This window comes from Alsobacter sp. SYSU BS001988, from assembly GCF_054796215.1.
Genome location: NZ_JBTAMK010000013.1, coordinates 123,763 through 136,628, shown reverse-complemented (window position 1 = coordinate 136,628; position 12,866 = coordinate 123,763). Strand labels below are relative to the sequence as shown.

17 protein-coding genes are annotated in these 12,866 nt (G+C 72.3%); 8 read left to right on the top strand and 9 right to left on the bottom strand.

The annotated features are described in order from the left end of the window. Nucleotides 1-277 precede the first annotated feature (277 nt). The 5 genes from ACYVO7_RS20005 to ACYVO7_RS19985 all read right to left on the bottom strand — a co-directional run bounded on the left by ACYVO7_RS20005 (nucleotide 278) and on the right by ACYVO7_RS19985 (nucleotide 2,154). Nucleotides 278-535: a hypothetical protein gene (locus tag ACYVO7_RS20005; RefSeq protein ID WP_460451571.1), complete on the bottom strand. Its 258-nt coding sequence runs from the start codon at nucleotides 533-535 to the stop codon at nucleotides 278-280. A 107-nt stretch (nucleotides 536-642) separates the two neighbouring features. Further along, the gene (locus ACYVO7_RS20000) at nucleotides 643-972 is read right to left on the bottom strand and encodes a hypothetical protein (protein WP_460451570.1); all 330 of its coding nucleotides are present in this window, start codon (nucleotides 970-972) and stop codon (nucleotides 643-645) included. 137 nt (nucleotides 973-1,109) lie between these two features. Beyond that, entirely contained in the window at nucleotides 1,110-1,331 is a 222-nt protein-coding gene (locus tag ACYVO7_RS19995; protein WP_460451569.1) for a SlyX family protein, read from the bottom strand. 98 nt (nucleotides 1,332-1,429) lie between these two features. After that, the gene (locus ACYVO7_RS19990) at nucleotides 1,430-1,714 is read right to left on the bottom strand and encodes a DUF4242 domain-containing protein (RefSeq protein WP_460451568.1); all 285 of its coding nucleotides are present in this window, start codon (nucleotides 1,712-1,714) and stop codon (nucleotides 1,430-1,432) included. Between the two features lie 104 nt (nucleotides 1,715-1,818). After that, a complete protein-coding gene (locus ACYVO7_RS19985) occupies nucleotides 1,819-2,154 on the bottom strand; it encodes an HPF/RaiA family ribosome-associated protein (RefSeq protein WP_460451567.1) in 336 nt (111 codons plus the stop codon). 116 nt (nucleotides 2,155-2,270) lie between these two features. Between ACYVO7_RS19985 and ACYVO7_RS19980 the strand changes: the two genes are divergently transcribed. Beyond that, entirely contained in the window at nucleotides 2,271-3,200 is a 930-nt protein-coding gene (locus tag ACYVO7_RS19980) for an MBL fold metallo-hydrolase (RefSeq protein WP_460451566.1), read from the top strand. Here ACYVO7_RS19980 and ACYVO7_RS19975 read toward each other — a convergent pair. Further along, entirely contained in the window at nucleotides 3,197-3,370 is a 174-nt protein-coding gene (locus ACYVO7_RS19975) for a Flp family type IVb pilin (protein ID WP_460451565.1), read from the bottom strand. The genes ACYVO7_RS19980 and ACYVO7_RS19975 overlap by 4 nt on opposite strands. Nucleotides 3,371-3,478: 108 nt before the next feature. Further along, complete coding sequence (locus ACYVO7_RS19970; protein WP_460451564.1) at nucleotides 3,479-3,739, bottom strand: DUF2171 domain-containing protein; 261 nt, start codon at nucleotides 3,737-3,739, stop codon at nucleotides 3,479-3,481. Nucleotides 3,740-3,879: 140 nt separating this feature from the next. Between ACYVO7_RS19970 and ACYVO7_RS19965 the strand changes: the two genes are divergently transcribed. Then, nucleotides 3,880-5,127 carry a nucleotide disphospho-sugar-binding domain-containing protein gene (locus ACYVO7_RS19965; RefSeq protein WP_460451563.1) on the top strand — a complete coding sequence of 416 codons (1,248 nt, stop codon included), beginning with the start codon at nucleotides 3,880-3,882 and terminating at the stop codon, nucleotides 5,125-5,127. Here the strand turns inward: ACYVO7_RS19965 and ACYVO7_RS19960 are convergent. Further along, nucleotides 5,064-5,909 carry a fatty acid desaturase gene (locus tag ACYVO7_RS19960; protein WP_460451562.1) on the bottom strand — a complete coding sequence of 282 codons (846 nt, stop codon included), beginning with the start codon at nucleotides 5,907-5,909 and terminating at the stop codon, nucleotides 5,064-5,066. The two genes, ACYVO7_RS19965 and ACYVO7_RS19960, sit on opposite strands and share 64 nt — an antisense overlap. Before the next feature lie 252 nt (nucleotides 5,910-6,161). Between ACYVO7_RS19960 and ACYVO7_RS19955 the strand changes: the two genes are divergently transcribed. From ACYVO7_RS19955 to ACYVO7_RS19930, 6 genes are read left to right on the top strand one after another with little or no spacing between them, the layout of a single operon-like run. Then, nucleotides 6,162-7,142 (top strand): polyprenyl synthetase family protein, encoded by a 981-nt coding sequence (locus tag ACYVO7_RS19955; RefSeq protein ID WP_460451561.1) that lies wholly within the window; start codon nucleotides 6,162-6,164, stop codon nucleotides 7,140-7,142. 14 nt (nucleotides 7,143-7,156) lie between these two features. Further along, nucleotides 7,157-7,645 carry a sterol desaturase family protein gene (locus tag ACYVO7_RS19950; protein WP_460451560.1) on the top strand — a complete coding sequence of 163 codons (489 nt, stop codon included), beginning with the start codon at nucleotides 7,157-7,159 and terminating at the stop codon, nucleotides 7,643-7,645. 44 nt (nucleotides 7,646-7,689) lie between these two features. Beyond that, on the top strand, nucleotides 7,690-8,733 hold the full coding sequence (gene fni, locus ACYVO7_RS19945; RefSeq protein ID WP_460451574.1) for a type 2 isopentenyl-diphosphate Delta-isomerase: 1,044 nt from the start codon (nucleotides 7,690-7,692) through the stop codon (nucleotides 8,731-8,733). Further along, nucleotides 8,723-9,895 carry a lycopene beta-cyclase CrtY gene (gene crtY / locus ACYVO7_RS19940; RefSeq protein ID WP_460451559.1) on the top strand — a complete coding sequence of 391 codons (1,173 nt, stop codon included), beginning with the start codon at nucleotides 8,723-8,725 and terminating at the stop codon, nucleotides 9,893-9,895. Before fni ends, crtY begins: the two co-directional genes overlap by 11 nt. Further along, nucleotides 9,892-11,442 (top strand): phytoene desaturase, encoded by a 1,551-nt coding sequence (locus ACYVO7_RS19935; protein WP_460451558.1) that lies wholly within the window; start codon nucleotides 9,892-9,894, stop codon nucleotides 11,440-11,442. The genes crtY and ACYVO7_RS19935 overlap by 4 nt, the downstream gene beginning before the upstream one ends. Continuing rightward, the gene (locus ACYVO7_RS19930) at nucleotides 11,442-12,488 is read left to right on the top strand and encodes a phytoene/squalene synthase family protein (protein ID WP_460451557.1); all 1,047 of its coding nucleotides are present in this window, start codon (nucleotides 11,442-11,444) and stop codon (nucleotides 12,486-12,488) included. The genes ACYVO7_RS19935 and ACYVO7_RS19930 overlap by 1 nt, the downstream gene beginning before the upstream one ends. 7 nt (nucleotides 12,489-12,495) lie before the next feature. Here the strand turns inward: ACYVO7_RS19930 and hspQ are convergent, their stop codons facing one another. Then, the gene (gene hspQ / locus ACYVO7_RS19925) at nucleotides 12,496-12,825 is read right to left on the bottom strand and encodes a heat shock protein HspQ (protein WP_406857855.1); all 330 of its coding nucleotides are present in this window, start codon (nucleotides 12,823-12,825) and stop codon (nucleotides 12,496-12,498) included. Between the last annotated feature and the right edge of the window lie 41 nt (nucleotides 12,826-12,866).

Genomic DNA, 12,866 nt, shown 5'->3' with positions numbered 1-12,866 from the left:
CGCGCGGAGCGGCGGGGCCTGGCGGCCTCCCGGCTTCTCTTTTCCACACCCCACTCGCCGTGGGGCCCCCAGCGACGCCGCTCCGCGCCGCCCTCCACCTCCGCCCCGAAAGGCCGCGGAGCTGAACGCGCGTCCCCTTCTCCCCGGCACGGGGAGAAGGTGGCCGAGCGCAGCGAGGTCGGATGAGGGGCCGAAATCCAGCCAAGCCCCACCGCCCCTCACCCCAGCCCTCTCCCCGTTCCGGGGCGAGGGGGGCGGCTGCGGACCTTGCGGGCGGTCAGCGTGGGATGAGGCAGGTCATGAAGCCCTGTAGGCAGTTCGCCCGCATGGCGGCGGCGGCCAGCTGGGCGGCCTCTTGCGGGCGCAGCACGGCGCCGGAGTCCGCGCCGGGGAAGCCGCCGCCGCGCCAGGGGCCTCCCTGGAAGGCGCCGTGCCGGTGCCCGCCGGCGCGCCCGGCCTGCTGGGCGGCGGCTTCGCCCGTCAGCGCGGCCCCGAGGGCGAGGCCGGCGACAAGCATCAGGACGGTTCTGTTCATTCCTGCTCTCCCTGGCCGGACGAAGCCGAAGCGCTAGGAATGTACCGCCTCTGCCGGAGGCGGGACCTGACGGCCGTCAATCGCGGGCTCAGGCTCCGCGCGCGGGCCTATTTGGGTTGCGCGCCCGATTCCGAGTTCACCTGCCCATGGAGGCTGGTCGATCCGCCGGCGCCGCCCTGGGCGGCCGCCGGGACGTCGCCCGCCGACCCGCTCGCGCCGGGCTTGGGCTGGTCCTGCGCGCCCGCGCTCCCCTGGCCCTGTCCGGCGCCCATGTTGAGATGCCCGCCGGACTGCGCGGGCGACGAGCCCGGCGCCGTGCCGCCCGACCAGCCGGTCGCGGGTTGGCCCGTGGAGGAGCCGCCCATCTGGCCCTGGGCGAACGCCGTCGCTGCGCAGGGGAGGAGGAGGGCGGCGGCGAGAAAGAGGGTGGTCCTCATCGGCGGCTTTCCTTGTGACGTCGCATGCGGTCCCGGCGATCGGGCCTTCGCATCGCAACGTCAGCCGGCGCCTCCCGTTCCGCGCCGGGGGCGCCTGAGCGCAGAGCCGCGCCCTGGCCGCGGCCGCCGCGACGGGCTCAGTAATGCGGGGGAGGGGGTTCGTCCCGCGGGGCGCCGGCGGCCTGCAGGTCCAGCACGCGCTCCTTCAGCTCGTCCATGCGCCGCTTCAGCATGTCGATCATGCGGGCCTGTTCGGTCACGGTCGCGTTCAGCTGCTCGATCAGGTCGTCCTGATAGGCCAGGGCGACCTCCAGCGTGTCCACGCGCGCGCCGAGGTCGCCGGGGTCGTTGCTCGTCATGTCGATCGCCTGTGATGCGGGCCCGGCGCCGGAGTTAGGGCCTGCGCCGCTCCGGCGCAAGCGCGGCGGGGACGGGCCCGCCGGGCCTGCGTTCCCGGTCAGGCGTCCGACGCCGTCATGGGGTCGATCCGCTTGCGCACCTCGGTGATCCGGGTGGCCGGAAACCCGCTCCTCTCGGCATGGTCCCGGATCGTCTCGGGATCGTCGGCCAGATAGACGCAGAAGAGCTTGTCGGGGGTGACGAAGCTCTCCACCCACTGGATGCGCGGGGCGAGCTGGCGCAGCACGTCGTTGGACTTGGCCGCCGCCGCCTGGAGCTGCTCGCGGCCGAGCGAGCCGACCGCCGGGATGTCGCGTTCGATGATGAACTGACGAAACGTCATGGTTCCCTCCGCTGGTTCGCGCATCCGGGGGGATGGCGCCAGCGCAGGTTTGGCTCCGCGGGGCGGCCCTGGGCTGTGCGGCCGCGCACCCCCCGGCGCGGCGGTCAGGCGGTGGTGATGCGGGTCGGGCGAGTCTGCTTGTCCTCGCGCAGCTCGCGCTTGGTGCGGCGAAGCTGCTTTTCGACTTTCGCCAGGGCCGCCCGGAAGGCGATGGGGACCTCGGGCCCCTCGGCTTCCCCGCTCATGACCGCGTTGCCGCGCAGCTGCATGTTGACCGAGCAGCGGAACTGGCGCCCCTCCCGGGCGACGTGCACGGACGCGCTCGTGAGGTCGCCGAGATATTTGCGGGCGGTTTTGCGAATCTCGTCCTGGGCGAGCTCCTGGAAGGCGCCGCCGAGGTCCACATGCGCGCTGCCCACCGTGATATCGTCGATGCTCATGCTATGCCTTTCCTGCCTTCGCGGGCTGGAGCGGATCCGGCCGCGCACCTGGAGCGAACGCCGGGGTCGTCCCCGTTGTTCCTGGATGGGGGCGCCGGCGATGACGGGGGCGACGAATGACGATCGATCTGGCGGCCGGGCTGCGCGTGCTCGAGCCTCGGCCGAACATCCTGGCCTTCTATGACGGCCGCGCCGCCGGCCGGCGGCTCTTCGGGCCGGAGCCGAACTGGCTGGACGACGGCGCCTACGGGCTGGGGGTCGCGAGCTACGCCGTGGTCGACGCCGGCGAGGCCCTCGTGTTCGACACGCACATCTCCCTGGACCACGCCCGGGCCGTGAGGGCGGAGCTGGTCCGGCGCGGCGTCCGCGCCGTCACGGTCGCGCTCAGCCACTGGCATGTCGACCATGTGGCCGGCAACGCCGTCTTCGCCGATTGCGAGATCATCGCCAACGGGCTGACCTGCGCCATCCTGGGCGAGCGCAGGGCGGCCATCGAGGCGGGCCAGGCCTCCGGGCCGCCCGCCATCCGGCCGCTGGTCCTGCCGACCCGCTCCTTCGCGGACCGCCTGGCGCTGCGCGTCGGCGGCCTCGAGGTCGAGCTGCGGCAGGTCGATTCGCACAGCGCGGACGGAACTGTCGTGTGGCTGCCCGAGGCCCGAGTCCTGCTCGCCGGCGACACGCTGGAGGACCCGATCACCTATGTGGCCGAGCCGGACCGGCTCGCCGCGCATCTGGTCGGCCTCGACCTGATGGCGAGCTGGGCGCCGGAGGCGATCCTGCCCGACCACGGCGACGAGGGCGTGATCGCGTCAGGCGGCTTCGGGCCCGGGCTGATCGAGGCGAACCGGCGCTATGTCCGCCGCCTGCTGGAGGCCGCGGGTTCGGCGCAGGCTGACGGCCGGCCCCTGGACGACCGACCTTTGGACGACTGGATCGCCGAGGACGTCGCGGCCGGCCATGTCAGGCCCTTCGCGCCCTATGAGGCCGTCCATCGCCGCAGCCTGGCCGCCGTCATGGCCTCGCGGGCCAATCGCGGCGGACGCTAGTTGGCCGTGGCCAGGTTGCTGCTCACGCGGTTGAACGTGGCGTTCAGGTTGCCCTTGATCTGCTGGAGCGCCACCACGATCCCGGTCGCCGCGATCGCGGCGATCAGGGCGTATTCGATGGCGGTCGCCCCGCGCTCGTCGCCGATGAAACGCTGGATCAGGTCACGCATTGCACTCTCTCCACAACCATAGAGAGTATTTTCGCCGTTCATTGATTTTCAGTATACGTAACGGGGCCGATGCGCCGGACCTGGCGGGGCCTGATCCGGCGAGCCGGGTCAGGCGGCCGGAGCGCCGCCTTCTTCTTCCTCGAAGCTCACGGCGACGTCGCCATTGGCCGAGAGGCGGATGCGGTCGCCCTCGATCTCGGCCACGAGCGCCGTGGACACATAGTGGTGATGCCCCTTGTGGGCGCCTTCGCCGCTGTCCTTGCGGGTGAGCTTGATGCGGTCGCCCTCGACCCCGTCCACCGTCCCGACATGGACGCCGTCGGCCCCGACGACTTCCATGTGCTCGCGGATCCCTTGCGTATTCGTCACGGCCTGTCTCCCTGTTGCTGACGGGCCGACAACGCGTCAGCCGCGTGGAGGATGCACCCGAGGCCCAAGGCCGCGACGGCTCGCCCGAGGCCGCCCTGCGCCCTAGTTCAGCCGCTCGCGCCCTGCAGCCGGGAACGCCCGTGCCGACCTTCGCCTTCGTCGCTCCGCCCTTTCTCGGACACCTGAATCCCAATGCGGCGCTCGCCAGGAGCCTGGCCGCCCGGGGGAGCCGGGCGGTGTTCCTGGCGAGCCCGGACGCCGCCGCCCGGATCCGCGGCATGGGGCTGGACGCGGTCGCGGTGGGCGGCGCCGGCCAGGGGCCCGATCTCGCCGCCGTCGAGCGCCGCATGGCCCGGCCCGGCGGCCCCTGGGGGATCCGGGCGACCGTCCGGGACATGGCGGAGTCGACCGACGGCCTGTGCCGCCACGCGCCGGACGCCCTGCGCGAGCTGGCCCCCGCCGCCCTGGTCTGCGACCAACTGGAGCCCGCCGGCGGGCTCCTGGCGCGGCGCCTGGGGCTGCCGCTCGTCTCCGTCGCCAACGCGCTGCCGATCAACGAGGAGCCGGACGTCCCGCCGCCCTATGTGGGCTGGCCCTATGATCCGACGGACGCCGGCCGCAGGAGGAACAGGGGCGGACGGCGCGTCAGCGCCTGGCTGATGAAGCCCCTTCACGACGTCATCGCGGGCTGGGCAGACGCCTGGCGGCTCGGACGGCTGCGCAGCGTGGAGGACTGCCTCTCGCCGACCGCCCAGGTCGCCCAATGCGTCCGCGGCCTCGATTTCCCCCGCCGCGCGCTTCCGCCGGGCTTCGCCTATGCCGGCCCGTTCCGCTCGGGCGTCGAAGACGGCCCGCCCCTCGGGCCCGACGCCGACGGCCGGCCGCTGGTCTATTGCTCGCTGGGCACGCTTCAGGGCTCGCGGGTCGGCCTCTTCCGGGAGGTCGCCGCCGCCTGCGACGCGCTGGACCTGCGGCTCGTCATCGCGCATGGCGGGCGGCTCTCCGACGAGCAGGTCGCGGGCCTGCCGGGCCGCCCAACCGCCATGGCCTACGCGCCGCAGCGCGCGATCCTGAGCCGGGCCGCGTTGGCGGTGTGCCACGCCGGCTTCAACACGGCGCTCGACGCCCTGTCCTTCGGCGTGCCGCTCGCCGTGACGCCGCTCGGCTTCGAGCAGCCGGGGACGGGCGCCCGGCTGGAGAGGATCGGGGCCGGGATCGTCGTCCGGCGGCGCTGGGGCCGCTTTCCCGTCCGCGACGCCATCGAACGTCTGCTCGGCGACCAGGGCCCCCGCGAGCGGGCCCGGTCCGTCGCGGCGGAGATCGCTCAGGCCGGAGGGGTCGAGCTCGCCTGCGACATCGTCGAGGGCGCCGCCGCGGCCGCGTCCTGACCGCTCGCGCGGCTGGCCCGGATCTCCGGCAACTTCCACCAGGGCGCGCTCGGAACGTCGTGATGCTCGTGGTGATAGCCGAAATGGAAGCACGTCAGCAGCGACAGCCAGACCGGAAAATCGTTGCTCCTCGCGTTGTGCCGGTCGCCGAAGGGGATCTCGTCGCGCCGGTGCGGCAGATAGGTGCCGAAGGCGAAGAGCTGGATGGCCGACAGGATCGCAGGGACGCCCCAGAGCAGCAGCGCGTTCACCGGCGAGGCGCCGAGCGCCACGAGATAGACGGCCAGCAGCGCTGCCAGCGTCGCCATCTCGCGCCAGCCGAAATACTCGCGGAAGAAGCACAGGAACCACGGCCAGAAGGCGGACGGATGGTTCTCGTCGAAGTCCGGGTCGAGCGGCGTGCCCGCATGGCGGTGATGGGCGAAGTGCTTGCCGATCAGCCGGTCATAGGAGAACCCGGCGTAGAGGGCGAGGCAGAGGCGGCCGATCGCGCGGTTCAGGCCCGGACGGAACGGCGCCAGCGAGCCGTGCATGCAGTCATGCGCGACGATGAAGAGGCCCACATTGAGCCAGCACTGAAGCGCGATCAGGACCGGAGCCGCCGCCACGCCGGCCGGCGACCAGCGGTGGAAGAACACGCCATAGACATGGCATGCGGCCCAGGCCGCGATGACCAGCGCCGCCAGCGCGAGCCCGACGAGGGTCTGCCGTCCGTAGGCCTCCCGGCGGGCCGGTTGGTCCCGATCCACCTGGGCGGTCAAGTCCTGGCTCTCAGCCGTCATGTCTCTCACTCATCATGTCTCCCTGGCCTCAAGATGGAGCGCGAAAGCTGGACGACCATGCGGCGGATCGGCCAAGTGGAAGCGCAAGCATAGCAGCAACAGAAGCTTGTTCTGAGCAGTAACGGCGCGCCATATTGGCGCATGTTGAGTTTTGTTCATCTCGTTTCATTGGCGCAGCAGGCGACAACGCTATTCTGAATTGACGAGGATCGCGTGGCGTGCGCGACGATGTTCAGGGTGGGAGCCGCCGACATGACGGATCAGACGTCTGCCGTCGAGAGCGAGGCGCATGCGCGTCCCAAGCTCCGCCGGGGTCTCGAAGCCAGGACCCCGCGCCAGCAGACCAGGCCCCTGGACGAGGCGCCGTTCAGCCTGGACTATCTGAGGAGCATCATCCAGCGGCGGCTGGCCCTTCTGGTCCCCTCGGCGCATGTCCGCCCGCAACGGGTGCACAGCGCCATCCGCTACAGCCTGCTGGCGCCCGGCAAGCGCATCCGGCCGATGCTGTGCGTCCTCACCGCCCATGGCGCCGGGCGGACGGATTCGGCGGCCCTCGACGCGGGCTGCGCCATCGAGCTCGTGCACACGGCCTCTCTCGTCCTCGACGACCTGCCCGCCATGGATGACGCCGCGCTCCGTCGAGGGCAGGCCTGCGCCCATCTGCATTTCGACGAGAGCACCGCCATCCTGAGCGCCATCGCGATGCTGAACCGGGCCTTCGGCCTGTTGTCCACCATCGACGGCGTCGACGATCGCACCCGGACGAGGCTCGTGGCGCGCCTGTCCGGCGTCGTCGGCTCGGCCGGCCTGGTGGCCGGGCAGGACTGCGACCTGCATGACCGCGCGATCTATTCCGACGTCGCCCGGGTCGAGGCCCTCAACCGGCTGAAGACCGGCGTGCTCTTCGTCGCCGCCGTCGAGTTCGGCGGCCTCGTGGCGGGCCTGTGCGACGACGACCTGGAGAAGCTCGCGCGTTTCGGCGAGACCTTCGGACTGGCGTTCCAGACCGCCGACGACATCGTCGACGCCAGGAGCACGCCCGAGGAGGCCGGAAAGGACGTCCGGCAGGACGGCGGCAAGCCGACCGTCGTCTCGCTCGCGGGCGTCGACGAGGCGCGGCGGCGCGTCGCCGGCCAATTGGTCGAGGCGCGGGACGTCCTGTCGTCCTGCAGCTTCGACATCGCGCCGCTCGACGGCCTGCTCGACGCGTTCGAGCGGAAGCTGGCGCTCTGACTGGGAGGGACCCCATGCTCTCCCTCGCCGCAAAGGCCGCCCTGGTGATCGGCGCCGTCCTCGCCATGGAGGGCGTCGCCACGCTGGTGCATCGCTATGTGATGCACGGGATCGGCTGGGGCTGGCATCGCTCGCATCACGAGCCGCATGACGACCTGCTGGAGCGCAACGACCTCTACGCGGTCTGCTTCGCGCTCCTCTCCGCGCCGCTGTTCATCCTGGGCGCCGACCGGCCGGTGCTGTGGTGGATCGGCGTCGGCGTGGCGCTGTACGGGCTGCTCTATTTCATCGTCCATGACGGGCTGGTCCATCGCCGCTGGCCGTTCCGCTGGGTGCCGCGCCGCGGCTACCTGAAGCATCTCGTCCAGGCCCACCGGCTGCATCACGCCGTGCGGGGCCGCGACGGCGCGGTCTCGTTCGGCTTCCTCTACGCCGCGCCCCTCGACCGGCTGGTGCGCCAGCTTCGCGCCCGGAGCCGGTCCGGCGGGGAGGAGGCGTCGTGACCCGCCCGTCGCCCGGCCGGCCCAAGCCCGCCGCCGTGCTGCCGATGAGCGACATCGAGCGGCGCAAGAACGAGCATCTCGACATCGTGCTGTCCGGCGCCGGGCGGGCCCGCGTGTCGTCGCGCCTCGACGAGGTCGTGTTCGAGCATTGCGCGCTGCCGGAGATGGACATCCAGGACGTCGACCTGTCGGTCCACGTCTTCGGCAAGAGGCTCGCGGCGCCGCTGCTGATCAGCTCCATGACCGGCGGGCCGCGGCGGGCCGGCGCGATCAACGCCCATCTGGCGGAGGCGGCCCAGCGCCTCGGCGTCGCTTTCGCGGTGGGCTCGCAGCGCGTGGCGCTGGAGGCGGGCGTGGGGATCGGGCTCGGCGCCGACCTGCGGTCGATCGCGCCCGGCGCGCTGCTGCTGGCGAATTTCGGCGCCGCCCAGCTCAACGAAGGCTGGGGGGTCGAGGAGGCCCGCCGCGTCGTCGACATGATCGCCGCCGACGCGCTGATCGTGCACCTCAACGTGCTGCAGGAGGCGGTCCAGCCGGGCGGCGACCGCAACTGGGCGGGGCTTCTGGATCGCTTGGCTGAGGTCGTGCGCGGCGTCCCGGTCCCGGTGGTGGTCAAGGAGGTCGGCAACGGAATCTCGGGCCGGGTGGCGCGGCGGCTCGTCGAGATCGGCGTGGCGGGCGTCGACGTGTCCGGCGCGGGCGGCACCAGCTGGGCGGCGGTGGAGAGCGAGCGGGCGCAGGGCCGCGCGGCCCGCATCGCCGCCGCCTTCGCCGGCTGGGGCATCCCCACCGCGGTGGCGATCTCCGATGTCCGGGCGGCGTGCCCGCACGCCCTGGTGATCGGCTCGGGCGGCGTCCGCGACGGCCTCGACGTGGCGCGGGCGCTGCGGCTGGGGGCCGATCTCGCCGGGCAGGCGGCGGGCGTGCTCGAGGCGGCGGTGGAGTCGGCCGACGCGGTCGTGGAGCACTTCGAGGCCGTGATGGCCGAGCTGCGGATCGCCTGCTTCTGCACGGGATCGCGGACGCTGGCCGAGCTCAGGCGCGCGCCGCTGGCGCAGGAACCGTCCTGGGTGCGCCATGAGGGTTGACGTCGCCTTCGCCGGGGCCGGGCTGGCCAACGGGCTGATCGCCTACCGCCTGGCGCAGCTGCGCCCCGAGCTGAGCCTTCTCCTGCTGGAGCGGGACCTGGAGATCGGCGGCCAGCACACCTGGTCGTTCCATGGCGGCGACGTCTCGCCGGAGGCGATGGGCTGGCTGGAGCCCTTCATCGCGCATCGCTGGTCCGGGCAGGAGGTGCGCTTCCCGGGCCGCACCCGCTTCCTCTCGGCCGGCTACTGCACGATCACGGCCGACTCCTTCCGCGCCGAGATCGAGCGCGCGCTCGGCCCCTCCATCCGGACGGGCGTGGGCGTGGCGAGGCTGGCGGCGACCGGCCTCGCGCTGGAGGACGGCCGCTCGATCGAGGCGGGCGCGGTCCTGGACGGCCGAGGCGCGGCGTCCTCCCCGCATCTCAGGCTCGGCTTCCAGAAATTCGTCGGGCTGGAGGTGCAAACCGAGACGCCCCACGGGCGGACCGCGCCGCTGATCATGGACGCCACCGTGGCCCAGGAGGACGGCTACCGCTTCGTCTATGTGCTGCCCCTGGCGGCGGACCGCCTGCTGATCGAGGACACCTACTACAGCGACGCCGACCGCCTCGATCGCGAGCCCATCCGGGCCAGGATCCGCGACTACGCCGCCGCGCAGGGCTGGCGCATCGCCCGGGTGCTGCGCGAGGAGACCGGCGTCCTGCCGCTGCTGATGGCCGGCGACATCGACAAGTTCCTGGCGGCCGGCCCTCCGGGCGTCGCCCGGACCGGCCTCGCCGGGGCGTTCTGCCATCCCGTGACGGGCTACTCGCTGCCCGACGCGGTGCGCCTCGCCGAGCTGATCGCGGCGCTGCCGCGGCACGACGGCGGCGCGGTCAGCCGGGCCGTGGAGGCGCATGCCCGGCGGCGCTGGAGGGAGCAGCGCTTCCTGCGGCTGCTAGCCCGCCTGCTGTTCCTCGCCGCGTCGCCCGACAGGCGCTGGCGCGTCCTCAAGCGGTTCTACGGGCTGCCCGAGCCGCTCATCGACCGCTTCTACGCCGGGCGCTCGACCTTCCTCGATAAGGTCAGGACGCTCAGCGGCAAGCCGCCGGTCCCGATCGGGATGGCCCTGCGCGTGCTCCGGGAAGCTCCGGTGCTGCGCGCCGAAAGGATCAACGCATGACGCGCAAGACGGCGCTGGTGATCGGCAGCGGCTTCGGCGGGCTGGCGCTCGCGATCCGCCTGCAGGCGGGCGGCTTCGACGTCACCCTGCTGGAGAAGCGGGACAGGCCCGGCGGGCGGGCCTATGTGTATGAGGACGAAGGCTTCACCTTCGACGCCGGCCCGACCGTCATCACGGACCCGGGCTGCCTGGAGGAGCTGTTCGCCGCCTCCGGCCGGCGCATGGCCGACTATGTCGAGCTCCTGCCCGTCGAGCCGTTCTACCGCCTCGCCTGGGAGGACGGCTCGTCCTTCGACTACGTCAACGACCAGGCCTCGCTCGACCGGCAGATCGCCGCCATGTCGCCGGAGGACGTCGCCGGGTACAGGCGCTTCCTGGCCTACTCGCAGCAGGTGTTCCAGGCGGGCTATGTCGAGCTCGGCCATGTGCCGTTCCTGAATTTCAGGGACATGATGCGGGTGGCCCCGCAGCTCGTCAGGCTGGAGAGCTACCGCAGCGTCTATGCGCTCGTCTCCCGCTTCATCCGCGACGAGCGGCTGCGCCAGGCTTTCAGCTTCCACTCGCTGCTGGTCGGCGGAGACCCGTTCTCGACCTCGGCGATTTACACGCTGATCCACGCGCTCGAGCGCCAGTGGGGCGTCTTTTTCCCCAAAGGCGGGACCGGCGCGCTGATCGCCGGCCTGGTGCGCCTGTTCGAGGACCTCGGCGGCACGCTGAGGCTCAACTGTCCGGCGGCCCGGATCGAGACCCGGGACGGCCGCGCCGTTGGCGTCAGGACGCAGGCCGGCGAGGTCCTGTCGGCGGACATGGTCGCCAGCAACGCCGACGTGGTCCACACCTATGGGACCCTGCTGGCGCATGAGGACCGCGGGCGCCGCGAAGGCGCCAGGCTGGCGCGCAAGCGGTTCTCCAACTCGCTCTTCGTCATCTATTTCGGGCTGCGGGGCGAGCGCAGCCATCTCGCGCACCACACCGTCCTGTTCGGGCCGCGCTATCGCGAGCTCATCCGGGAGGTGTTCCGCGGGCCGGAGCTGGCGGAGGACTTCTCGCTCTACCTCCACGCTCCCTGCGTCACCGACCCGTCGCTGGCGCCGCCGGGCTGCAGCGCCTTCTATGTCCTGTCGCCCGTTCCCCATCTCGGCGCCGCCCCCATCGACTGGGCGGCCGAGGGCCCGCGCTACCGGGACCGGATCCTCGACGCGCTCGAGGAGCGCTGCATCCCCCATCTCAGGCGCGACCTGGTCACCTGCCGGATCTTCACCCCCGACGACTTCAAGTCCGAGCTGAACGCCCATCTGGGCACGGCCTTCGCGCTCGAGCCGACGCTGACGCAGAGCGCCTGGTTCCGGCCGCACAACCGGGACGACCGCCTGGGCGGCCTCTATTTCGTCGGCGCGGGCACCCATCCGGGGGCCGGGATCCCGGGCGTCGTGGGCTCCGCCAAGGCGACCGCCGGGCTGATGCTGGCCGACGCCGGCCATGCGGCGCCCGCCGCTTCCGTCCCGGCGCCCAAGGCGCGGCCGGGGCCGGGCGTGGAGGCGGCCTGATGGACGCTCCCCTCAGCCAGGCCGGGCTCGCGGCCAGCAGCCGCGAGGTCATCGAGGCGGGATCGAAGAGCTTCGCGGGCGCCGCCCGGCTGCTCGCGCCGGACATCCGCGAGAGCGCCTCGCTGCTCTACGCCTGGTGCCGCTACTGCGACGACGAGATCGACGGCCAGAACCTCGGCTTTCCGAGCGCCGCGCGGGCGGCTCGCGCCCCGGCGGAGCGGCTGGAGGCGATCCGCAGCCAGACCCGCAAGGCGTTGGCCGGGGCCGACGTACAGGCGGCGCCGTTCCGGGCGCTGCAGCAGGCGGCGCGCAGGCACGAGATCCCGTCCCGCTACCCGCTCGACCTGATCGACGGCTTCGCCATGGACGTCGAGGGCCGGCGCTACGAGCATATGGACGACACGCTGCTCTACGCCTACCGGGTGGCGGGGGCGGTCGGCGTCATGATGGCGACCGTCATGGGCGTGCGGGACGAGCCGACGCTCGACCGGGCCTGCGACCTCGGGATCGCCTTCCAGCTCTCCAACATCGCCCGCGACGTGGTCGAGGACGCCGGGCAGGGGAGGGTGTATCTGCCCTCCGAATGGCTGGACGAGGCGGGCCTTCGCCCGTCGCGCATCGCCGATCCGGCCTTCCGGCCGCAGGTGGCGCGGGTGACGGCCCGGCTGCTCGATGAGGCCGAGGGCTATTACGCCAGCGCCCTGGCGGGGATCGCGAGGCTGCCGATGCGCTCGGCCGTCGCCATCGCGACGGCGCGCGCGGTCTACCGGGCGATCGGCCGCAAGGTGCGCCGCAACGGCGCCGCCGCATGGGACGTGCGGGCCTCGACGTCGCGCGGCGAGAAGCTCGCGCTGGCGGCGGGCGCCGCCGCGACGGCGGCCTTCGTGAAGATCAGCGCACCGGCGGCCGACCGCACGGGCCTGTGGACAAGGCCCCGTTTCGGGCCCGACGCGCCCAGGCCGAGGGACGCCGCGCCAAGTTATCGGCCTCAGACCGAGCGGCAGGACCGGCCTGACCGGGCCGCGCCCAGGCGGGAGCGGGCGTAGCGCCGGATCAGTTCACCGCGCCGCCGCGGGTCCGGTAGGCGCCGGTCTCGTCGCGCACGAACACCTCGTCCACCTGCGGATGGCGGATCGGATCGCCGGAGGTGTCGGGCAGCAGGTTCTGCTCCGAGACATAGGCGACGTACTCGGTCTCCGCGTTCTCGGCGAAGAGATGGTAGAAGGGCTGGTCCTTGGACGGCCTCACGTCCTCCGGAATGGACTCGTACCACTCCTCGGAATTGGAGAATGTGGGGTCGACGTCGAACACGACGCCGCGGAAGGGGTAAAGCCGATGCTTGACCACCTGTCCGAGCCCGTATTTTGCGAGTTTCTGCTTCATTTGCGTGACTCGATACGCCTGTGGCGCAACGTATGTCAATG